This window comes from Lysinibacillus sp. G4S2 (assembly GCF_030348505.1).
In the GTDB taxonomy this organism is placed as follows: domain Bacteria; phylum Bacillota; class Bacilli; order Bacillales_A; family Planococcaceae; genus Lysinibacillus.
Map to the genome: position 1 here is coordinate 1205575 of NZ_JAUCFJ010000002.1, position 22685 is coordinate 1228259.

Annotated in this window: 19 protein-coding genes; 11 read left to right on the forward strand and 8 right to left on the reverse strand. The window is 38.1% G+C overall.

What is annotated here, in order from left to right; translation table 11 throughout:
* Positions 1 to 409 precede the first annotated feature (409 nt).
* From QUF91_RS06100 to QUF91_RS06125, 6 genes are all read right to left on the reverse strand, one after another.
* On the reverse strand, positions 410 to 541 hold the full coding sequence (locus QUF91_RS06100) for a hypothetical protein (RefSeq protein WP_289417159.1): 132 nt from the start codon (positions 539 to 541) through the stop codon (positions 410 to 412).
* A 292-nt stretch (positions 542 to 833) separates the two neighbouring features.
* The gene (locus tag QUF91_RS06105) at positions 834 to 1760 is read right to left on the reverse strand and encodes an ABC transporter ATP-binding protein (protein WP_289417160.1); all 927 of its coding nucleotides are present in this window, start codon (positions 1758 to 1760) and stop codon (positions 834 to 836) included.
* Positions 1753 to 2808: an ABC transporter ATP-binding protein gene (locus QUF91_RS06110; protein WP_289417161.1), complete on the reverse strand. Its 1056-nt coding sequence runs from the start codon at positions 2806 to 2808 to the stop codon at positions 1753 to 1755. The genes QUF91_RS06105 and QUF91_RS06110 overlap by 8 nt, the downstream gene beginning before the upstream one ends.
* Positions 2809 to 2822: 14 nt before the next feature.
* Positions 2823 to 3743, reverse strand: a complete 921-nt coding sequence (locus QUF91_RS06115) for an ABC transporter permease (RefSeq protein ID WP_289417162.1) — start codon at positions 3741 to 3743, stop codon at positions 2823 to 2825.
* Entirely contained in the window at positions 3743 to 4672 is a 930-nt protein-coding gene (locus QUF91_RS06120) for an ABC transporter permease (protein WP_289417163.1), read from the reverse strand. The genes QUF91_RS06115 and QUF91_RS06120 overlap by 1 nt, the downstream gene beginning before the upstream one ends.
* A gap of 131 nt (positions 4673 to 4803) precedes the next feature.
* Positions 4804 to 6453: a peptide ABC transporter substrate-binding protein gene (locus QUF91_RS06125; RefSeq protein WP_285399577.1), complete on the reverse strand. Its 1650-nt coding sequence runs from the start codon at positions 6451 to 6453 to the stop codon at positions 4804 to 4806.
* A gap of 945 nt (positions 6454 to 7398) precedes the next feature.
* On the opposite strand from QUF91_RS06125, the gene QUF91_RS06130 reads away from it, so the two are divergent.
* Positions 7399 to 7560, forward strand: coding sequence for a hypothetical protein (locus QUF91_RS06130; RefSeq protein ID WP_285399575.1), 162 nt, complete (start codon positions 7399 to 7401; stop codon positions 7558 to 7560).
* Between the two features lie 225 nt (positions 7561 to 7785).
* Here QUF91_RS06130 and QUF91_RS06135 read toward each other — a convergent pair whose 3' ends face one another.
* Together QUF91_RS06135 and QUF91_RS06140 are read right to left on the reverse strand one after the other, a co-directional pair.
* A complete protein-coding gene (locus QUF91_RS06135; protein WP_289417164.1) occupies positions 7786 to 9471 on the reverse strand; it encodes a methyl-accepting chemotaxis protein in 1686 nt (561 codons plus the stop codon).
* 245 nt (positions 9472 to 9716) lie between these two features.
* Positions 9717 to 11414 carry an Rqc2 family fibronectin-binding protein gene (locus tag QUF91_RS06140; RefSeq protein ID WP_289420023.1) on the reverse strand — a complete coding sequence of 566 codons (1698 nt, stop codon included), beginning with the start codon at positions 11412 to 11414 and terminating at the stop codon, positions 9717 to 9719.
* 1022 nt (positions 11415 to 12436) lie between these two features.
* On the opposite strand from QUF91_RS06140, the gene QUF91_RS06145 reads away from it, so the two are divergent.
* The 10 genes from QUF91_RS06145 to QUF91_RS06190 all read left to right on the forward strand — a co-directional run bounded on the left by QUF91_RS06145 (position 12437) and on the right by QUF91_RS06190 (position 22683).
* Positions 12437 to 13312 (forward strand): YicC/YloC family endoribonuclease, encoded by an 876-nt coding sequence (locus QUF91_RS06145; RefSeq protein ID WP_285399572.1) that lies wholly within the window; start codon positions 12437 to 12439, stop codon positions 13310 to 13312.
* 43 nt (positions 13313 to 13355) lie between these two features.
* Positions 13356 to 13973, forward strand: a complete 618-nt coding sequence (gmk, locus tag QUF91_RS06150; protein ID WP_285399571.1) for a guanylate kinase — start codon at positions 13356 to 13358, stop codon at positions 13971 to 13973.
* A gap of 4 nt (positions 13974 to 13977) precedes the next feature.
* A complete protein-coding gene (gene rpoZ, locus QUF91_RS06155; protein WP_289417165.1) occupies positions 13978 to 14205 on the forward strand; it encodes a DNA-directed RNA polymerase subunit omega in 228 nt (75 codons plus the stop codon).
* Positions 14206 to 14329: 124 nt separating this feature from the next.
* Positions 14330 to 15340 carry a bifunctional phosphopantothenoylcysteine decarboxylase/phosphopantothenate--cysteine ligase CoaBC gene (gene coaBC, locus QUF91_RS06160; protein WP_285399568.1) on the forward strand — a complete coding sequence of 337 codons (1011 nt, stop codon included), beginning with the start codon at positions 14330 to 14332 and terminating at the stop codon, positions 15338 to 15340.
* Complete coding sequence (gene priA, locus QUF91_RS06165; RefSeq protein WP_289417166.1) at positions 15337 to 17751, forward strand: primosomal protein N'; 2415 nt, start codon at positions 15337 to 15339, stop codon at positions 17749 to 17751. Before coaBC ends, priA begins: the two co-directional genes overlap by 4 nt.
* Positions 17752 to 17989: 238 nt before the next feature.
* Positions 17990 to 18484: a peptide deformylase gene (gene def, locus QUF91_RS06170; RefSeq protein ID WP_285399565.1), complete on the forward strand. Its 495-nt coding sequence runs from the start codon at positions 17990 to 17992 to the stop codon at positions 18482 to 18484.
* A gap of 1 nt (position 18485) precedes the next feature.
* Complete coding sequence (gene fmt / locus QUF91_RS06175) at positions 18486 to 19427, forward strand: methionyl-tRNA formyltransferase (RefSeq protein WP_289417167.1); 942 nt, start codon at positions 18486 to 18488, stop codon at positions 19425 to 19427.
* The gene (gene rsmB, locus QUF91_RS06180; RefSeq protein WP_289417168.1) at positions 19424 to 20785 is read left to right on the forward strand and encodes a 16S rRNA (cytosine(967)-C(5))-methyltransferase RsmB; all 1362 of its coding nucleotides are present in this window, start codon (positions 19424 to 19426) and stop codon (positions 20783 to 20785) included. Before fmt ends, rsmB begins: the two co-directional genes overlap by 4 nt.
* Positions 20785 to 21927, forward strand: a complete 1143-nt coding sequence (rlmN, locus tag QUF91_RS06185; RefSeq protein ID WP_285399559.1) for a dual-specificity RNA methyltransferase RlmN — start codon at positions 20785 to 20787, stop codon at positions 21925 to 21927. Before rsmB ends, rlmN begins: the two co-directional genes overlap by 1 nt.
* Positions 21928 to 21933: 6 nt before the next feature.
* Positions 21934 to 22683: a Stp1/IreP family PP2C-type Ser/Thr phosphatase gene (locus QUF91_RS06190; RefSeq protein WP_285399557.1), complete on the forward strand. Its 750-nt coding sequence runs from the start codon at positions 21934 to 21936 to the stop codon at positions 22681 to 22683.
* Positions 22684 to 22685 lie beyond the last annotated feature (2 nt).

Here is a 22685-nt window from a genome sequence, read left to right on the forward strand (position 1 = left end):
AAAAGTTGGGGAAGACATTTGTTAAAGCGTATGGATGACTCCTTGAAGATCATAGCGTAACAGATGAGAGCTTAGAGCGAGCGTAGTAGGGAGAGGGAGAAGGCTAAATGCAACAAGTCTTGTGACAACGCCTTCGTGACCAACAGCGTGTTGTTGTTGCTGTCGCACATACGAAAACTATGTTGCTGCCGCTACGTTTACGCTCCGCTTCCGCGCATAAAACTTTTGTTGCCCAAGTTATGGTGATGGGCCTTAATTAATAAAAAAATCCACCCACTGGAAAGCTCCAATGGATAGATGTTGAAAGAATTATCGATTAGCAACCCAAGCGCACTCGTCATCCTTTGTATGTTTGTACGGAATAAGTTGAGAGCGTTTTTCAAACATTGGTCAGAAAGATTAATTTAATTTATGGACGTAACTCACATGGCTTTGGACTACCACATGGACCTGGATATGCAGCAGCTGGAACTGTGCTGACACTAATTAAAAATACCGTAAGACATAAAGTAGAAATGATCAGTTTAATACTTTTTTTCATATTTAATCTCTCCTTTATATTTAATACTTCCATTATAGTATATTAATGGTAAAATGGAAATATATTTTATTGAAATATCTGTAAAATATGATATTTCTGAATTATCGGTATTGACGAGGCGTAAAAAGAACAAAGGAAACTGACTCATAATAAATTTAGAAATTATATGTACAAGATATTTAATATGTTAATGGTTTTATAGCTTTCTACTATTGTAAGTAAGCTTTAGAGCATTGAAGAAATAAAAAACTCCCATCAACAGCGTTTAAACTGTTAATGAGAGTTATGAGAATTATCGATTAGCAACCCAAGTTTTCACAAGATCTGCAGTACCATAAACGTAATGCTGGTCGTCAACTTCATGGTATGTTGCGCTATCGTCAACCTCTGTATGCTTGTACGGAATACGTTGACGGCGTTTTTCTGACATTGGATCAGGAAGTGGAATTGCCGATAATAATGATTTTGTGTACGGATGAACAGGGTGATTGTAAATATCATCTGCTTTACCGATTTCCATAATTTTACCACGGTACATAACAGCAATACGGTCACTGATGTACTTAACCATTGATAAGTCATGGGCAATGAAAAGATATGTTAAACCACGTTCTTTTTGTAGCTGTTTTAATAAGTTAACAACTTGTGCTTGAATCGATACGTCAAGTGCAGAAATAGGCTCATCGGCGATAATAAACTTAGGATCTAAGCTTAGTGCACGAGCAATCCCAATACGTTGACGTTGACCACCAGAGAATTCGTGTGCATAACGGTTTGCGTGCTCTTTGTTTAAGCCAACAGCTTCTAGTAGTTGATTGATTTTCTCACGACGTTCTTTTTTATCTTTGTAAAGACCATGAATACTAAAGGCTTCTCCAATGATTTCACCTGCTGTCATACGAGGGTTTAATGAAGCGTATGGATCTTGGAAAATCATTTGCATTTGACTATTAAATTTCTTTAATTCGTTTTTAGATTTTTTCCCATGAACGTTTTCGCCGTCGAAAATAATTTCACCATCTGTAATGTCATACAGGCGAATAATGGAACGACCAGTTGTTGACTTACCACAGCCCGATTCACCTACAAGACCGAGTGTTTCACCTTCGTATACATCGAAGCTAATACCGTCGACAGCTTTAATAGGGTTACTTGGTGAACCGAAATGCTGCTTTAAATTTTTGATTTCAAGAATTTTTTTTGCACCCGATTTAGTCATTTTGTTGTGCCTCCTTTGCTAAATATCCTTCAATACGTTTAGCAACTGCATCTGGAAGCGGAATTTTTGGCGCATCAGGATGTAACAACCAAGTTTTGGCATAGTGTGTTTCGCTTACTTGGAACATCGGAGGTTCTTGCTCATAGTCAATAGCCATTGCGAATTCATTACGAGCAGCAAACGCATCGCCCTTTGGAGGGTTGATAAGATCCGGTGGTGAACCAGGAATCGTGCGTAATAGCTCATCAGTATCATTATCTAAGTCTGGCATTGAACCGAGTAGACCCCATGTATACGGATGCTTAGGATTATAGAAAATATCATTAACAGTACCATATTCGACGATTTGGCCTGCATACATAACTGCCACTCGGTCAGCAACGTTAGCAACGACACCTAAATCATGAGTAATGAAAATGATAGATGTTTTCGAATTTTTTTGGATTTCTTTCATTAGCTCTAAAATTTGCGCTTGAATTGTAACGTCTAATGCTGTTGTTGGCTCATCGGCAATTAGAAGTTTAGGATTAGCTGCAAGGGCAATGGCAATAACAACACGTTGACGCATACCGCCTGAAAATTCATGCGGGTATTGGTTAAAACGTTTTTCAGGGAAGGGGATACCTACCTGAGTTAATAGTTCGATTGCACGTTTTTTAGCATCAGCTTTAGAAACTTTTTTATGTTGTAAAATAACTTCAGTTATTTGACGTCCGACCTTCATCGTCGGGTTTAAACTTGTCATTGGATCTTGGAAAATCATTGCAATTTCATTTCCACGTATTTTTGACATTGCTTTATCGCTTAACGGCACTAAATCACGACCGTTAAATAAAATCTGTCCTGACGCATAAATACCAGGTGGCTGTGGAATTAGTTTCATTAATGCGTTACTTGTAACACTTTTACCAGAACCAGATTCACCAACGATTGCGAGTGTTTCACCTTCTTTTAGATCAAAGTTTACACCACGTACAGCGTGAACAAGCCCTGCATAAGTTTTAAAGTTAATTCTTAAATCTTTTACTTCTAAAATAGTTTTACTCATTTTCGGCCACCTCCTTATTTACGTAGTTTTGGATCTAATGCATCACGTAAGCCGTCACCAACTGCGTTAAATGCAAAGATTGTTAGTGAAATGAACAATGCAGGGAATATTAAACGCCAAGGAGCATTTGTAATTGCGGCATTACCTTCAGAAGCCATTGTTCCCCACGAGGCTTGTGGAGCAGGAACCCCAAGTCCTAGATAACTAAGGAAAGACTCTGTAAAAATAGCAGATGGCACTGTTAATGTCATTGTTACTAAAATCGCACCAAGTGCATTTGGCACTAAATGTTTTAAAATTAAATGCCATGTGCTAGCACCTAAAGTACGAGCAGCAAGTACATATTCTTGATTCTTAATAGATAAGACTTCACCGCGAACAATGCGAGCCATTTGAATCCAACCTGTAATAGATAATGCGATAATCATTGGTACAATACCTGGTTTTAATACTACTAAAAGTACAATAACAACTAAAAGGTAGGGTATAGCTGTTAGAACATCGGCAATACGCATCATTATATTATCAACACGACCGCCTGCTAAACCAGAAATACTTCCCCATAATACGCCAATAATCAAATCAATAATGGCAGCAGCAAAACCAATGAGTAAAGAAATACGAGCGCCAGCCCATACTCGAACGAAAATGTCTCGACCTAAATCATCTGTACCAAACCAAAATTCTGCCGATGGCGGAGCATTATACGAACCTAATTGCTCACTATAGTGGTATTGTGAAAACATTGGCACAAAGGTAGCCATTAAAACAATACCTATTAAAGCGATTAAACCAAAAATCGCCATTTTATTTTGGGAAAAACGAATAAATACTTCCTTCCAGAAGGAGACAGATTTATCAGCTAATTTTTCAGTTGCTTCATGATTTCCGCCAACAATTTTAAATTTATCTTTTTCGATTTGTTGCTGAGTCATTACTTTTTCGCTCCTTTCAGCTTAATTCGCGGATCGATAACACTATATAAAATATCTACGATGAGTACCGCAAATAAAAGAATGATTGAGAAGAACACAGTCGTTCCCATAACAACTGTATAGTCACGGTTCGTAATACTTTGTACAAAGTGTTTACCTAAGCCAGGAATCGCAAATATTTGCTCTACAATGAAGCTACCTGTAACGACACCAGCAGTTAATGGACCTAAATAAGTAACAACTGGTAAAAGGGCATTACGTAAAGTATGACGGAAAACGATTGTCCATTTGCCTAAACCTTTTGCGCGAGCCATTTTTACATAATCACTATTATTTTGTTCAAGCATACTTGAACGTGTCAGTTTTGCTATAAAGCCCATATGCGAAAATGCAATAGCTAAGGCTGGTAATATACTATAACTGAAGCCTTTCCATCCGCTAATTGGGAATAACTCAAGCTTATATGCTAGGAAATATTGCATGAGCCCAGCTAAAATAAATGATGGTACAGAAATACCAAGCACCGCAAAGGTCGTTGCCAAATAATCTGGGAACTTATTATGATAAAGCGCTGCAACTACGCCGATTAATACACCAAATCCAATCGCTAGCAGCATAGCTTCAATTCCTAAAGTTAAAGAAACAGGGAAGCCTTCTGCAATCATATCATTTGTAGAACGCGCTTTATATTTCATAGATTCACCGAAATTAAAAGTGGCCGCATCGATTAAATAATCTTTGTACTGAATATACCAAGGGTTATTTAATCCATACGTTTCGTTTAACTTTTCCTCTATTTGAGGAGGGAAATTACGTTCAGATGCAAATGGGTTACCAGGAGCAAGACGCAATAGGAAAAACGTAGCCGATACGATGACGAAAAGCGCGAGAAGTATATACATCAGCCTTTTCAAAATATATTTAATCACATAAAACTCCTCCTTCTACTTGTCAATTATCTGACAAATAAGTGCTTTCGTATTTTAAAAAGAGCTGACTCGCACCGTAGTGGCTACGAGGCAGCTCTCCGCTTAGAGCTTAAAAGGTAATTTTTAACGAGTTATTTCATCTTTACGTATTTAAGGTGAATATCACCAGTTGGATTTGGATCTAAGTTTTCAATACCTTCTTTAACTACTGACAGGTTAGTGTAGTAGTAAATAGGTGCAACTGGGAATTCTGTCATAGCAATTTTTTCTGCTTGTTTTAAATAATCAATACGTTTAGCTTCGTCTACCTCAGCAACTGCTTTTGTCAATAAATCTTTGTATTGAGCATTTTCCCAGCCTGTTTGGTTGTTACCGTTTTTAGCCGTATCGAACATTTCAAGGAATGTATATGGATCTAGATAGTCAGCTACCCAGCCCATACGACCAATTTGATAGTCACCAGTTTTTAATTTTTCTATATAAACTTGCCATTCTGAGTTATCTAACTGAGAAGAAATACCAAGTTTTTTGCTCCACTCTTCTTGAATGTATTGAGCGATTGCTGCATGCCCTTCAGAAGTGTTATATGAAATGTTAACTTTAATATCTTTAGGGTCTTTAATACCAAGTTCTTTCATCCCTGCTTCAAGAGCCGCTTTCGCTCCATCAACATCGTTATCTTTGAAGTAACCACGGTCTTCTTCAAATCCAGGAATTGCTACTGGAACCATACCTGTAGCCGGTTTTTGTTCACCTTTAGTTACGTTGTCAATTAATGTTTGACGATCGATTGCTAAAGTAAGCGCTTTACGGATATTTGCATTAGACATAATTTTGTCTTTTGTATTGAACTTATACCAATAAATACTTGCTTCATCCTTGATTTTTAAAGAACCATCTTTTTTGAATTCATCAATTACATTAAGATCTATTGTTTGGAATGGTTTACCGATATAGTCAAGCGAGCCAGATTTAAAGTTAGTAGCAACAACTGATTCTTTTTCAATCATAGCAACATTTACAGTATTAACATCAACATTTGATGCATCCCAATAATCTTCATTCTTTGTAAGAACGATAGAATCGCTATGTTTCCAATCGCTTAATTTATAAGGACCATTTGTTACGTAATTTTCACCAGCGTCTGCATACCAATCTTTATTAGCTTCAGTCACTTTTTGGTTAATTGGTAAATAAGTTTTAAATCCTGTTAATTCTAGGAAATATGGAGTTGGGTTTTCTAAAGTTACGACTAAAGTTTTGTCATCTTCAGCTTTGATACCAACGCCATCAGCAGAACCGCCTTTTTCGTTGTAAGCTTGAGCCCCTTTAATTGGGTAGAAAATAGAAGCATACGCAGAAAGGTTTTCTGGATTTAACGCCCATTTCCAAGCATATTCGAAGTCACCTGCTACAACTGGATCACCATTTGACCATTTTGCATCACGTAAATGGAACGTATAAGTCTTTTTATCTTCACTTATATCCCATTTCTCAGCCATACCTGGAGTAGGCTTACCATCAGCGTCTGAAACAGTTAGACCCTCAAAAACGTTAACTAAGATTGCACTAGATGTAGTATCTTCTGCAAGTCCTGGGTGTAAAGATGGTGGTTCTGAAGCAATTGCTAAGTTAAGCTCTTTAGTTTTTGAACCAGAATCTTTGTTGCCGTCTGAAGATGAGGAATTATCAGACTTATCACCGCCGAAGCCACATGCAGCTAGTACTAATGAAAAGACTGCAAGGACTGTTAATAATAAAAACTTTTTGTTTTTATTCATGTGAATCCCCCTTATACAATTTTTAAGCCTTTTGTGAAGCTCTTATTTAATATACCAAAAAAATCATTTGCACAAAATAAAAAAGATTCAAATTTATATAGTATTATCTGACATCTAATAGAATAATAATTTTTTTCGATTCATCACATTAATGGATTAAAGTAATTTGATGATAAAAATTTGATATTTATTTGTTTTGAATATCAAAAATAAAACAAAAATTAAAAAAAGATTTATTATACCGAAAATTCATATTCTTCCGATAATGCTATTGTTATTCGAAAAATGATTCAAAAGTCACAGGAGAGGTGCTCGAAGAGATTTATATGGAAATGTAGAAAATCATTGTAAAACTGAGTAATTTCAATTCTAGTTCAGGCATTTTTTTGTAATTTCTAATCGCAAAGAATGAATATTTTTAGCTATTAATGATATATAAGAATCTTGATTTGTATTTATTTAAGATTATTTAGCATAAAAGAGAAAAAAGAAGAAGAAGAGTAAATGATGAAAAAATGAACATTTTTTAAGTAATAATTGAAATGAATATTCGTTAAATATGTTTTTTTGAAATAATTTACACATTACTTGCATATACAACTATGTATAAAAAAATAGTATAGTCTATCAAATATATGCATGCAGAACTTGGAATATGTAAATGGAAAAATATATATGCTTTTAAGTGCTTTTATGTTGTTGTTTTATGGGAAAATCCATTTGTCTCTCTTAAAAGGAATGCCTCTACATATAATTACTAAAAAATCATGTAAGTAGAACTTAATGAGTAGAAAATACACTTAACTTCTTTATATGGTCGATTTTACCATAGTATGATTCCTAAATGGTAGGCTTCCTAAAAATAAACAGTAAAGTAGTTGTAGGTGGGTGAATGAGAAGCCACCCTAGGCTCTTCGCAAAAAGAGGGGGTGATTTCCATAGCACATGTTTTCTGCACGAAAGCGTAGTGCTAACGAAACGACAGCAACAAGTGTTTTTCTGTGCGAAAGCGTAGTGCTAACGAAGCGACAGCAACAAGTGTTTTATCTTGCGAATGCGAAGCGGCTGGATGTTTCAAAATGCCAATCGCTGATAAAATATCGATAATCGCTGATAATATCGAGAAACCGCTGATAAAATGCCGATAATCGCTGATAACATCAAGAAAACCGCTGATAAAATGTCATGAATTGCACTCATCACCCCAACACTAACATCATATGGCAATACTTTATTAAATAGGACATCTTAATTTCTTTGTCATGTTAATTTTTCAAGAATATAAAGCAATAAAGCAGTGCACTTCGATTAAGAAATGCACTGCTTGCAGGTTTAAAGCTTAAATTGATTAATTTGTTTTTGTAAGTCTAATGATTTTTCGCTTAAATCTGTAGCAACTCGGTTTACTTGTTGAATTGTTGCTGCTTGTTCCTTGCTAGCTTCGGCAATGATCTGTGTATTGGCTGCACTAGTGGAAGCGCCATGAGCAATTTCTGCGACAGAGGCTGCTACTTGTTCAGCACTTGCAGAGATTTCTTCAGAAGTAGCCGAAATATCTTCTATTTGATCGGTCATCGTATTGATCGCTTTTACGATTGCTTCGAAAGAGTTGCCAGCATCCTCAATAATTTTCACACCGTCTGTGACAGATTGTAGCCCGTCTTCGACAGCTTTTTCTACATTTTGGGTATCTTCTTGGATTTCTTGTGTTAAGGTAACGATTTGATTGGCTGATTGCTTTGATTCTTCTGCTAGCTTGCGTACTTCGTCGGCTACGACAGCGAAGCCTTTACCATGTTCACCTGCACGTGCAGCCTCAATTGCAGCGTTTAGAGCTAATAAATTCGTTTGATCTGAGATTGCTGTAATTACTGTAGTAATCGTGCCTATTTCTTCTGATTGTTTACTCAATTTTTGAACGAGATTGTTAATCATTTGTGTAGAGTCATAAATGACGTTCATTTGTTGTTGAGCTTCATCAACTGTATCGTTACCATTACTCGCTAACTCACTTGTTGTCACTGCGCTTTGATGAAGTTGTTGAGTTGCTTCTGCTATACGTTGTACACCTACTGCTGTTTCATCCATTGCATGTGCGCTCTCATTGGCAGCAATTGTTGCAGTAGATGCCGCATCGGCCGTCTCATTAATACGTACAGTTACCTCATCTGCAGAAGCAGAAATCTCTTCGGTAGAGGCGGATAGCTCTTCGGCAGAAGCTGATAAATGTTCAGCATTATCTTGTATATTTGTTAATAAACTTCGTAAGTTACTTTTCATTGTATTAAAGGCTGTAGAAAGCTGACCAAGCTCATCTTTAGATTGATGGGAGATATCTTGATGATGTAATTCGCCATTTGCAATATTATTGGCCGCAATAACTACGGATTTTAAAGGACGTGATATTGTGCGCTGTACATAAAGCATCAGGCATATTCCAATAATTACGCCGATGATGATAGCGATGATTGAAATTATTTGTGAATTTGTTACGGCTTGTTTAGATTCTTTCGTAACAACATCAAGTTGTTTTTTTTGGTAACTTGAAATTTTCTCTGATTCCGCTAACAATCCTTTGTTGGCTTGTTGGACTTCACCATTAACTTTTTGTAAAGCTTCCTCTAATTTACCAGCATTATAAAGTGTAATGGCTTCCTCGGCAGCTTTGTCAAACGCATCATTATATGTATTTAAATCTTTCGCATATGTCTCCATCTCAGGAGAATCGGATTTTTTTAGCATTTCTACAACATGATCATCTAGCATTTTTGTATATTTTGCAAAGTTGTCTTTGTTAGCTGCTGTATCTTCAATAATTATTGCGCGAATGAAAAGACCCTGCATTGCTAGTTCAAATTGAATGTTATCAGCTAACTCTACTAGAGCAACACGATCGTCTAATGCATTTTCTACCTTGATTTCAATGTTTGAAAACTGAACAAACAAAATCGACAATGAAATAATTAAGGCGAGGATGATGGTGAAAAAACCAAAACTTAATTTTTTGCCTACAGACATAGAGATACACCCTTTCTAAATGCTATTTATATTTTAAATTTAGCCATCTAGAAAGGTGGAAGTCAATAACAGTTAGAATAAACAGTTCAGAATATTCATGAGTTTGTAAAGTGTTTTATATAATAAGGAACAATAGCTATAAAAATCAGTTAAGAGAAAGATGAATTTAATAGTTACATAGTACAGATTACATATTTTTTTTATAAAAAAAGGAATACGATATATTTCATATCGTATTCCAACCTTTAAGACTGTTTTTTTAACTGTAAAATGACCGTTTCATCTGGATCGATGTATAAAGTCTTTTGTTCAAAGTAAATAACAAAACCAGGTTTAGCGCCATTTGGTTTTTTTACCTGACGAATTTCTGTGTAATCGACTGGGACAGAGGAAGATTCTCGCGCTTTTGAAAAATAGGCAGCAAGTGTAGCGGCTTCTCTTAATGTTGTTTCGTCTGGTTCGCTCGTATGAATGACAACATGAGAGCCTGGTATATCCTTCGTATGTAGCCAAATATCTGTACGTTTAGCTATTTTAAATGTAAGCATGTCATTTTGCTTGTTATTTTTCCCAACAGAGATGGCTACACCTGTAGAAGAGACATAACGTTCAGGCTCAGGCTTCACTTGCTTTTTCTTTTTTCTTGCATGACGTAATTTTAAATAACCTTGCTCTGCTAATTCTTCACGAATTTCTTCAATATCTCCTGGTGCCGCTTGTTGAACTTGCTGAGCAAGCATTTCAAAATATGCTATTTCTTCCTTCGTTTTTTCTAGCTGTTCTTGAACCATAATAAGGGCATTTTTTGCCTTTGTATATTTTGTGTAATAGCTTTGAGCATTTTCAATCGGTGTTTTACGTTCACTCACTGGAATAGTGATTTTTTCTTCTCCAGTCTCACTATAGTAGTTAACGACAGTTACTTCCTTTACACCTTTTTCGAATGCGTAAATATTCGCCATCAATAATTCCCCGTATAATTGGAACTGATCAAGTTTAGATGCACGTTCGTAGTCTTTATTCAACTTTTTAGTTTTTAATGTAAGCTTATCAATTTCATTTTGTAGCCATCGCTCTAAATCACCTGCCTGCTGTTTGACACGATCTCGCTCAGCTCGTGCGAAAAATACGCGGTCAAGTAGTTCATGTACATTTGGATAAATCGTTACATCTCCTTGTAAATGTGTTAGAGCGATTGGGGAGAAGTAAGTTTTATTATTAGCGATTACATACATTGGCTCAGTTCCACCATTATTAAAGGAAGCGATAAAGTTTTTAAAGCAATCTATTTGATCATCTGCATCTGTTAAACGGAACAATAATTCTTCTGCATGAATGGGTGAGAAGCCTACAAATTGCGCAACAATTTCCTTAGCAGTTTTTTGTTCAGAGAAAAAACTAGTAAGCTGTTCGTTCGTCACTGCTAAAGGGTGCCATTTATTTTGGGCAGGTGGCGCGATATAAGGTTGACCAGGTAACACTGTTCGAAAACTATTCACGGAAGGCGGCAAATGCTTTAAGCTGTCGACTATTTTTCCCTGCTCCTTGTCAATTAACAACAGGTTACTGTGACGGCCCATAATTTCAGCATGTAACTCCCTTACAATAGGGTCGCCAATTTCATTTTTACTTTCAATTTCTACTATTATAATGCGATCAAAATCGTGCTGTTTAATAGAAGATATAAAACCACCCTCTATATGCTTTCGCAACAGCATACAAAACATAGGGGGTTCTGCTGGATTCTCAATAGATTGCTCAGTAAGATGGACACGTGCGTAAGAAGGGTGAATCGAAAAAAGTAATTTATGATTGCTTCCGTTCGCACGAATATGTAGAACAACCTCCTGAGCGTTTGGTTGATGTATTTTAGTGATCCGACCGGTTACTAATTGTTGTAGATCGGCTGTCATTGAATAAGTAAATAAGCCATCAAATGCCATATGAATTCCTCTTTCCAACGATATAAGCATCCTTGGTACTTTCGTATTTTATATTTTAATAGTGCAAGCTTTTCCACCAGAGTGTGTGGTTGATTTCCGTTTCGGCTGGGCGCTTTGCCGCTGACGCTTCGCTTTCGCGCAGAGCTTCCTGGGGGCGTCCGATGAGCCGCTTCACTCGCGCTGCTCGCTCCAGGGTCTCATCTGTGACGCTAATCCCCGAGGAGTCGCCCAGCCTTCACTCCAATCAACTTATATTCATGACATACGTTTTAGCAAAATGTCATTCCTAAATGTCGATGATGGATCAATTTATTAGAAATCACTTTTATAGCACAATACCACAACGTGTGGTTGATTTCCGTTCTGGTTAGGCGCTTTCCTGGGAGCGTACGATGAGCCGCTTCACCCGCGTTCCTCTATTACTGCCCCGAGTAGTAGTCCAGCTTCCACTCCAATCAACTTATATGCGTGACATACGTAAAATTATGCCGAGGCATAATTGATCAAATGTCATCTCTTTCTTTTGGTGATGAGATTTTCTTATGTTTATCATAGCATTTTTTAGGTGAATATTAAAATATAGCTTCAATTGTGGTAGAATTAGCTTTTGCTCTTAGGCGTGTTGATTAGGAAAATATAGATTTATTATTGAGCGATAAAAGGATTTTTTTTGTTGCTGTTTTGCTAATATATTTCCATTTTAACTGATTGTAGCGTAGGGCTACTCGAGTGCTACTGTCGCTTTGCTTTCGACGCAGAGCAAAGCTTCCCGCGAGAAAGCGAGACAGACGAGACCCTGCACGAAGCGGATGTTTTCTGTGCGAAAGCGTAGCGACAGCGGCAACAAAGCGGCTCGACGCTCGCACGTAGCGGAAATCAGAGCCTTCTAATTAATTCGGATGGATAAAAGTGGTTGATCAACACATCTATTCTGCTCTATCTAATTTTTTGTGGAGAGACGTCATAAATGACAGAGCTTATGTTATAATAATCCCAGTATGCAAAGAAAGGTGTGACGAACCTTGGTGCGTAGTATGACTGGTTTTGGCAGAGGTGTCACAACAACAAAAGACTTTCAATTAACCGTAGAAATGCGCTCGGTCAACCATCGTTTTTTAGAAATTAACGCAAAATTTCCGAAAGAATGGCTTGAAGCAGAAATTTTTGCAAAGAAATTAATTTCACAAGCTTTGTCTCGTGGCAAAGTTGATGTGATGGTTTATGTTAAAGACTTAGATAACGTCGAGCAATCTATTGAAATTAATTGGTCATTAATTGAAGCGTATCGTAAGGCAAAAGAGCAATTAGCAAGTAAAGTACCACTAGAAGAAAAATGGACGATGCAAGAGCTACTATCACTTGAACAAGCACTTGTACAGGAAAAGCCGCAGCTTACACCTGAAGATTTACTTTCGGCTGTTGAACAGGCTATTACGCAAGCAATTGAGCAGCTGATTCAAATGCGTGAGCGTGAAGGGCAAGAATTACAAGATGTTGTTGTACAATATAAAGAACAGTTAATGGAACAAGTGAACAAGATTCGTTCATTCTCGTCTCTTGCTGTTGAAAAATATCGTACACGATTATTAGAACGAATTACTGAAGTGGCGGATGGAGCATTGTTAGAAGATCGCCTACTTGCAGAAGTAGCGATATTTGCAGAACGTGTGGACATCACCGAAGAATTGGACCGATTAGATAGTCACTTTCATCAACTGACAGAAACGTTACAAGAAACGATTTCGGTTGGCCGTAAATTAGACTTTTTAATGCAGGAAATACATCGCGAGATCAATACGATTGGTTCAAAAAATCAATCAACAGAGGCGGCCATTGCGGTAGTTCAGGCGAAAACAATTTTAGAAAAGATGCGTGAGCAAGTTCAAAATATCGAATAACTTGTTTGTATCTGTTATAAATTAAGGGAGATATAGAGAATAAATGATAAAAGAACGTGGATTATTAATTGTTCTGTCTGGCCCATCTGGTGTAGGTAAAGGGACAGTGCGAAAAGAATTATTTTCTCAGCCGAATACGAATTATGAGTATTCCATCTCGATGACAACACGAAATCCTCGCGAAGGTGAAGTAGATGGTGTAGACTATTTTTTCAAGACACGTGAAGAATTTGAAGCGTTAATTGAACAGGGTGGCTTATTGGAGCATGCTGAGTTTGTAGGGAATTATTACGGAACACCGTTAGCCTACGTAAATGAAACACTGGATGCAGGACGTGATGTGTTTTTAGAAATCGAAGTGCAGGGTGCTGCTCAAATCCGCGAAAAGGCACCAGATGCATTATTTATTTTCTTAGCCCCACCAAGTTTAACGGAATTAAAAGATCGTTTAGTTGGTCGAGGGACGGAAACAGCAGACGTTATTGCAAAACGTATTGCAACTGCAAGTGAAGAGCTTGAAATGATGAGCCTTTATGATTATGTAGTAGAAAATGATGAAGTGACAAATGCTTGTGATCGTATAAATGCGATTATTAAAGCCGAGCATTGTCGTAGAGAACGTGTTGAAAAAAGATATTTGTCAATGTTGAGAGGAGAATAAACCTATGTTATACCCATCAGTAGATGCATTAAAAAAAGAAATCGATTCAAAATACTCTTTAGTAAGTCTAGCATCTAAACGTGCTCGTCAAATGCAAGAGGAACAAGACACAGAACGCTTACACAAGTACGTTTCCCATAAATACGTAGGAAGAGCACTTGAAGAAGTAGCGGCAGGTGTACTTACGAAAGTATCACAGGATGAGTCAACTGTATACGAAGACGAAATCTAACATTGATGTAAATAAGCTTTTGCGAAAATGTTAACGTCTGCAGTGGATTTTTGAATATACAGCATGCCGAGAGCTCCCGGGGAATTTTCCTTTGGGAGCTTATCATTTGAAAGGACGATTGTGCATGAATAAAAATATTTTACTTTGTGTTTCAGGTGGTATAGCGGTTTATAAGGCTGTCGCTCTAGTGAGCAAGCTATCTCAGGCAGGGGCAAATGTAAAGGTTATCATGACAGCATCAGCAAGACAGTTTGTTAATCCGCTGAGCTTTCAAGTTATGTCCAAAAATGATGTTTTTTTCGATACTTTTGATGAAAAGGATTCGAGTGTTATTGCTCATATTGATTTGGCGGATTGGGCAGATTTAATTTTAGTTGCACCAGCTACCGCAAATGTCATAGGGAAACTGGCAAATGGAATTGCGGATGATATGGTAACGACGACTCTGCTTGCAACAACTGCCCCTGTATGGCTTGCACCAGCGATGAATGTACATATGTATGACCATCCAGCGGTAAAACGAAATTTGGCTCAGTTACAATCTGATGGTTATCAATTTATTGAGCCATCAGAAGGGTTTTTGGCATGTGGCTATGTTGGGAAAGGTCGTTTAGAAGAGCCAGAAAAAATAACAGCGATTGTGCAAGAGTATTTTTCAGAGAAGGCCAAGCCGTTAGCTGGTAAAACGGTAGTTGTCACAGCTGGAGCGTATTATATACCATTGGATGAGCAGCATGTGATTAGTACACAGGCAAATGGTAGAATTGGTCAGGCAATAGCCGAAGAGGCAAAACTACTTGGGGCAACTGTCATCCTCATAGATGAAAAAGAAGCAAATGTGCATAAGCTTTTTGAACAACTAGAGGATTATCAACAACAATATCCATCTGCATTTTTTATCCATGCTGCAAATACGCCTACAATTGAAGGGGCGCCGATACTATCCTTAGAAGGAATGACAGCAATAACCTTTGGACAAAAGGTTATTGGTGAGTCCATGTTAACAATCATGTCTGACATGTGGATTGATTTTAGTGACACGGCAGAAGTAAATGGTCAATTGTGGGATACGACAGATGCCACGCAGTTTGCGCACGCATTTTGGACATATGTTTTACAAGGTGAGGCGCAATGAGTTTTTTGATTGCAGAGGTTATAGTGGATGTTTCAACTTACCATGTAGATCGTCCGTTTGATTATGAAGTACCTACAGAATGGGTAAATATTATCGAAATGGGCTGTCGTGTCAAAGTACCGTTTGGACCAAGAAATGTTTTAGGTTTTGTGGTTGGATTAAAAAATGAAACAGATGTACCAGCTGATAAATTAAAATCTATTGCACAAATTTTAGATATAGAGCCTGTGTTAACTGAGGAAATGCTGTTAATGGCAAAGTGGCTAAAAAACGAAACGATTTGTTATGAAATCGATGCCTTACAGGTTATGCTCCCATCAGCACTTCGAGCGAAGTATGAAAAAATCATTATGCTGCAAGAGGATAAAGACGCTTTGCCGGAAGAGGCTAAGGCTATTTTCGGTAAGCGACAACAGGTTAATTTCAAAGAATTCGAGCGTGCTGAATTACTTCCTTTATTAAAGCAGCTTATTACTGATAAAATTGTAAAAATTGAAAACGTTGTGAAGCAGCAAGGGAATGTGAAAGAAATTCGTATGGTCAAAATTTCAGATAATCAGCAAGATATCGACAAGGCGATGGTAGATGCAGCGAGAGCAGCTAAACAGCGCCAGCTGATTGAATGGATGAGTGCACACCTTGGAGAAGTCCTGTTGCCACAGAAAATCTATGAAGAAACAGGTGCATCTCCAGCAGTACTACAGTCAGTTATTGACAAAGGGGCCGCTCACTTTATACAGGAAGAGGTGTATCGTGATCCCTTTACGAAGGAGGTTTCCCGCACTCAATCTTTACAATTGACGGATGAGCAGCACGTTGCATTAAAGGATATTATTACATCAATAGAAGAACAGACTGCGAAAACTTTTTTACTACACGGCGTCACGGGAAGTGGTAAAACGGAAGTTTATTTGCAAGCGATACAAAAGGTGTTAGATGAAGGCAAGGAAGCTATTATGCTAGTGCCTGAAATATCATTAACACCACAAATGACAGAGCGTTTTCGCAGTCGTTTTGGTGAGATGGTTGCTGTTATGCATAGTGGCTTATCTGTCGGTGAAAAGTATGATGAATGGCGTAAAATTCAGCAAGGAAAGGTAAGCGTTGTTGTGGGAGCTCGTTCCGCTATTTTCGCACCTTTTACAAATATAGGTCTTATCATTTTAGATGAAGAGCATGAATCAACATATAAACAAGAAGATTCACCGCGTTATCATGCTAGAGATGTAGCAATTTGGCGTAGCGAATTTTATAAATGCCCAGTCATATTAGGTAGTGCAACGCCTGCACTTGAATCTTTTGCGCGAGCGAAGAAGGGCGTATATAGTTTGCTATCATTAAAGCAACGTGCTATGCATCAAGCGTTACCAACTGTTTTTATTGCGGATATGCGTGAGGAACTTCAAAAAGGTAATCGTTCAATGTTTTCTGAGCAGCTTGTTGATGCTATACGTGTAAGGCTTGAGAAAAAAGAACAGATGGTGCTGTTTTTAAATCGTCGTGGCTATTCTTCTTTCGTGCTTTGTCGTGATTGTGGGACGGTTGTGCAATGTCCAAACTGCGACATCTCGTTAACGTATCATCGAACGACAGAGAAATTAAAATGTCATTATTGTGGCTATGATGAGCGTGTTCCACAAATATGTCCACAATGCCAGAGTGAGCATATCCGCTATTTTGGTACAGGAACGCAAAAAGTCGAGGAAGAAATTTATAAGCTATTTCCTGAGGGAAGGGTTCTCCGGATGGATGTTGATACTACAAAGCATAAAGGTGCACATGAAGAAATTTTGCAGGCATTTGGGGAAGGGCAGGCAGATATTTTGCTAGGTACGCAAATGATTGCGAAAGGTCTTGATTTTCCTAATATTACGCTTGTTGGTGTACTTAGTGCTGATACATCGCTGCATTTACCCGATTACCGTGCGGCTGAGCGTACATTTCAGTTATTAACGCAAGTTAGTGGTAGGGCTGGACGTCATGATAAACCTGGTGAGGTTATTATTCAATCGTATACGCCAGAGCATTATGCAATTGAATTGGCAAAAATACAAGATTACGAGCCATTTTACGAACGTGAAATGTTTTTACGCCGTCGCTCAAGCTATCCGCCGTATTATTTTGTAGCACTTGTTCAAATATCTCATGAAGATGTCATGATGGCGGCAGAGTATGCTGGACGTGCGGCAGATTGGCTAAGGGGAAACTTATCAAATCAGGTTGCTATTATCGGTCCAACAACGGCAAGTATTAGTCGTCTCCAAAATAGATATCGTTATCAATGTTTGATAAAATATAAAATTGAACCAAACCTAATTCCTGTATTACAGCGCCTTCTAGCGATGTATCGAGGGGAATGGATTAAACAAGGTATATTAATGACAGTAGATTTAGATCCGTCAACTATATAAAAGGGTTCATCACCCGATTGGACATGACATTTTGTTAAAACGTATGCCATGCGAATAAGTTGATCTTCGTTCCTGCTGGGCGACTATCTGCGCGAAAGCAAAGCGACAGCGGCAAAGCCCTCAGCCGTAACGGAAATCAACCAACTCCGAGTTTTGGTGATGATCCTATAAAGAGCTGATGTGGCGTTATAATTAGACAAGGTAATAAGCCTTAAATAGTAGAGAAGAGGAACATAAGATGGCAATTAAAAAAGTTGTTGAACATCCAGCAAAGGTACTATCAACGCCGTGTGCGGAAGTAACAGAAATTAATGAAGAAATTATTACTTTATTAGATGATTTATATGACACAATGGTTGAATACGATGGCGTTGGTATTGCAGCACCTCAAATAAATGTAGGATTACGTGTGGCAATTGTCGAGCTTGGCGAAGAACGAGATGTTTTAGAAATGATTAATCCGACTGTTATTGTAACGGATGGAGCAGAAGTAGATATTGAAGGTTGCTTAAGCTTTCCAGGACTATACGGTGAGGTTGAACGCCCTGAATATGTAAAAATTGAAGCATGTGACCGTGAAGGACGTGTATATGAGTTAGAAGCGGGAGGCTTTGATGCGCGAGCAATTTTACATGAAATCGATCATTTAGATGGCGTACTATTTAATTCAAAAATTAAACGCATTGTAACCGAAGAAGAACTTGAAGCAATGTACGCTGAAGAGGAGGAATAAAATGACTTCAATAATTTTTATGGGAACACCTGATTTCTCCGCGCCAATTTTGCGTATGCTACACCATGAAGGCTATGATATTAAAGCTGTAGTTACACAACCGGATCGTCCAGTTGGGCGTAAACGTGTACTAACACCGCCACCTGTAAAGGCAGCGGCTATGGAATTAGGTTTACACGTTATTCAGCCTGAAAAACTACGTGGTTCTGAGGAATTACAGCAAATAATTAATTTACAGCCTGACCTAATTGTAACAGCAGCTTTTGGACAAATTTTGCCGAAGGAATTGCTGGATGCACCACCGCTTGGTTGCATTAACGTCCATGCGTCACTTTTACCGAAGTATCGTGGTGGAGCACCTATTCACCAAGCAATTATTGATGGTGAAAAAGAGACTGGTGTAACGATCATGTATATGGAGCAAAAGCTAGATGCCGGTGATATCATATCTCAAAAGGCTATTCCAATTGAAGAGGAAGATCATACAGGTGGACTATTTGATAAGCTGAGTGTTGTAGGCTGCGAATTATTAAAAGAAACACTTCCTTCTATTATAAATGGAACAAATAACCGTACAGTGCAGGATGAAGCACAAGTAACTTTTGCAAGCAATATTTCACGGGAACAAGAACGTATCGATTGGGCAAAGGATGCTATAACTTTATACAATCAAGTACGTGGTCTTCACCCATGGCCAGTTGCCTATACAACATTTGAAGATGGGAACTTTAAAATTTGGTGGGCGAAAGTTGGCAACGCAAAGCATGATACTATTCCTGGTACGGTCGTTGGGATTTCAAAGGATCATTTTGAAGTTGCAGCAGGAAATGGAACAACACTTGCCATGTATGATGTACAACCAGCTGGTAAAAAACGCATGACAGCAGAGGAATATTTGCGTGGTACAGGTTCTAAATTACAGATCGGGGACCAATTTAAATGAGTAAAAAAAGCGTAGTAATTTGGGATGGAAATGTGCGTAATGCTGCACTTTCTATTCTGTTAGCAGTGGATAAAAATCAAGCTTATAGTAATTTGCTTTTAAACGAAACGATCAAGCGACATAAAATCGAAGCGAAGGATCGTGCCCTTTTAACAGAAATCACGTACGGCACTCTACAGTATAAAATGACTCTTGACTACTATTTAGAGCCGTTTATTCGTGGTTCAGTGGATCATTGGGTGCGCTGGCTTTTACGTTTATCTTTATATCAAATGCATTATTTAACGCGTATACCACCTCATGCAGCAGTGAATGAAGCTGTGGAAATTGCTAAGCGTCGAGGTCACCAAGGTATAGCTTCAATGGTCAACGGTATTTTACGCTCTATTTTACGTCAGGGTGTAGCTTCTACTGATGAAATTAAAGATCCGATTGAGCGTCTTGTCATTGAAACGAGTCATCCGGAGTGGTTAGTGCAGCGCTTTGTCGATAACTATGGAATTGAAGTAGCGAGTGCAATGTTACATGAAAATAATGTGCCTCCAGTGCAGACTGTACGCGTCAATACGACTAAAGTGAGCGTTGATCAAGCAATTGCTAGCATAGAAGCGGAAGGTTTAACAGCTAAACAAAGTGATATGATGCCGGAATGTTTACATGTCACAAATGGTCAGCCTGCTCGTACTAAGGCATTCCAAGAAGGGCTAATTACCATTCAAGATGAAAGCTCGATGATTCCAGCAAATGTATTGAATCCATCTCCTGGCATGCGTGTCTTAGATATGTGTGCAGCTCCAGGCGGAAAGACAACACATATAGCTGAGATTATGAAAAATGAAGGTTCGATTTTAGCGACCGACCTTCACCCTCATAAATTAGATTTAATCGACCATAATACGGATCGTCTAGGGATTGATATAGTAGAGACTGCTCCGATTGACGGACGTAAAGCACCTGATTTTCTACAATCAGAATCATTCGACGCAATTTTAGTCGATGCACCTTGTAGTGGTTTAGGTGTCATGCGCCGCAAGCCAGATATTAAATATACAAAACGTGAGGAAGATTTAGAAAACCTCCAAAAAATACAATTGGCGCTTCTAGATGCGGCAACAAAAGTATTGAAAATAGATGGCAAGCTTGTGTACAGTACATGTACAGTCGATATAAAGGAAAATGAAGGCACTGTAAAAGCCTTTTTAACAACGCATCCAGAAATGGAAGCAATACAACTAGAATCTTTACCAACAAAATTAGCGGAAAAGCAAGCAAATGGCATGCTTCAAGTCTTTCCACAAGACTTTGGCAGTGACGGTTTCTTCGTTGCCGCCTTTCGTAAAAAAGGAGAATCCAACTAATGGTGGATCATGAGAAATTTAATGAGCGTATTAACGATTTAGTCGAGGAAGCGGAAGACAAGCCTGTTCAACGCGCGAAAAAAGAAAAACCAAATTTAAAAGAATCGGTATATTCATTACAGCCGAATCAGTTAGAAGAATGGTTAAAGGAAAATGGTGAAAAACCGTTCCGTGCAGCACAAATTTTTGATTGGCTTTATAATAAACGTGTAAAAACATTCGAAGAAATGTCTAACCTTTCAAAGGGATTACGTGAAAAGCTTGAAGCAAGTTTTGCATTGACGACATTGTCAACAATTATTAAACAGGAATCAAAAGATGGTACGATCAAGTTTTTATTCCAGTTACAGGATGGCTATTCAATTGAAACAGTTTTAATGCGTCATGAATATGGGAACTCTATTTGTGTGACGACACAAGTAGGCTGCCGCATTGGCTGTACGTTCTGTGCATCAACTTTAGGTGGATTAAAGCGTCACTTATTAGCAGGGGAAATTGTGGAGCAAGTTGTCAAAGTTCAGCAAACTTTAGATGAAGTGGGCGAGCGTGTGTCACATATCGTTATTATGGGTATTGGCGAACCTTTCGATAATTATGATGCGATGATGAACTTCTTAAAGGTCATCAACCATGAAAAAGGATTAAATATTGGTGCTCGTCACATCACTGTATCAACATCAGGGATTGTTCCGAAAATTTATCAATTTGCTGATGAACAGCTACAAATTAACTTTGCAGTATCGCTACACGCACCAAACCAAGAGGCTCGTCAAAAATTAATGCCAATTGCACGTGCTTACAAGTTAGATGAATTAATGGAAGCCGTCCAATACTACACTAAAAAAACTGGCCGACGTGTTACTTTTGAGTATGGTTTAATGTCTGGCGAAAATGATTCAGTCGAAATTGCAGAAGAATTATCTGCATTAATAAAAGGAATTAAATGCCATGTGAACTTAATTCCTGTAAACTATGTACCAGAACGTGATTATGTTCGTACATCTCGTAGCCAAATTTTTGCCTTTGAAAAAACATTAAAGAAGAATGGTATTAACGTAACGATCCGCCGAGAGCAAGGTTCTGATATTGCAGCTGCGTGTGGTCAATTACGTGCGCAAGAGAGATCTGAAGAAACGAGGTGACCAGTGTTGAAATACACAGTCGAAAGTGATATTGGGTTAAAACGAGCAATTAATGAAGACCGTGCGGCATTTTTTAAGCGTCCAGACGGGCTTGCACTAGCACTTGTAGCGGACGGCATGGGAGGTCATAATGCTGGCGATGTAGCGAGTGATATGGCGATGAAACAGATAGAATCCGTTTTTTTACAGGCAGAGGCACATCATTTTGCATCAACAACATCAAAAAAAGAGTGGTTATTACAAGCAGTTAAGCAATTAAATAAAAATATATATGACTATTCTTTATCACATGAAGACTGTAAAGGAATGGGCACGACATTTATTGCAGTGTTAATTGAAGATAATCATTGCTTTATCTCACATGTTGGCGATAGTCGTGTGTATTATTTCTTTGATGATGGTGCACAACAAATAACAAGAGATCACTCATATGTAAATGTTCTCGTTGAAAATGGTGAAATAAGTGAAGAGGAAGCGTTGACACATCCGAAGAAAAATTTCATCTTAAAAGCTGTTGGTACAGAAGAAACGATTGAACCTGACTTTTATGAGGTTGATTTAGCATCAGAATCGTATTTACTCATTTGCTCTGACGGTTTAAGTAATAAACTAACAGTGTATGAAATGGCATCAATTATTACGTATCCAGATTCGATAGAAGAAAAAGGACGGAAACTTGTGGAATTAGCAAATGCAAGCGGGGGGGAAGACAATATCTCCCTCGTGCTACTCACAAGGCAAGATGAGGAGGTGTAAGT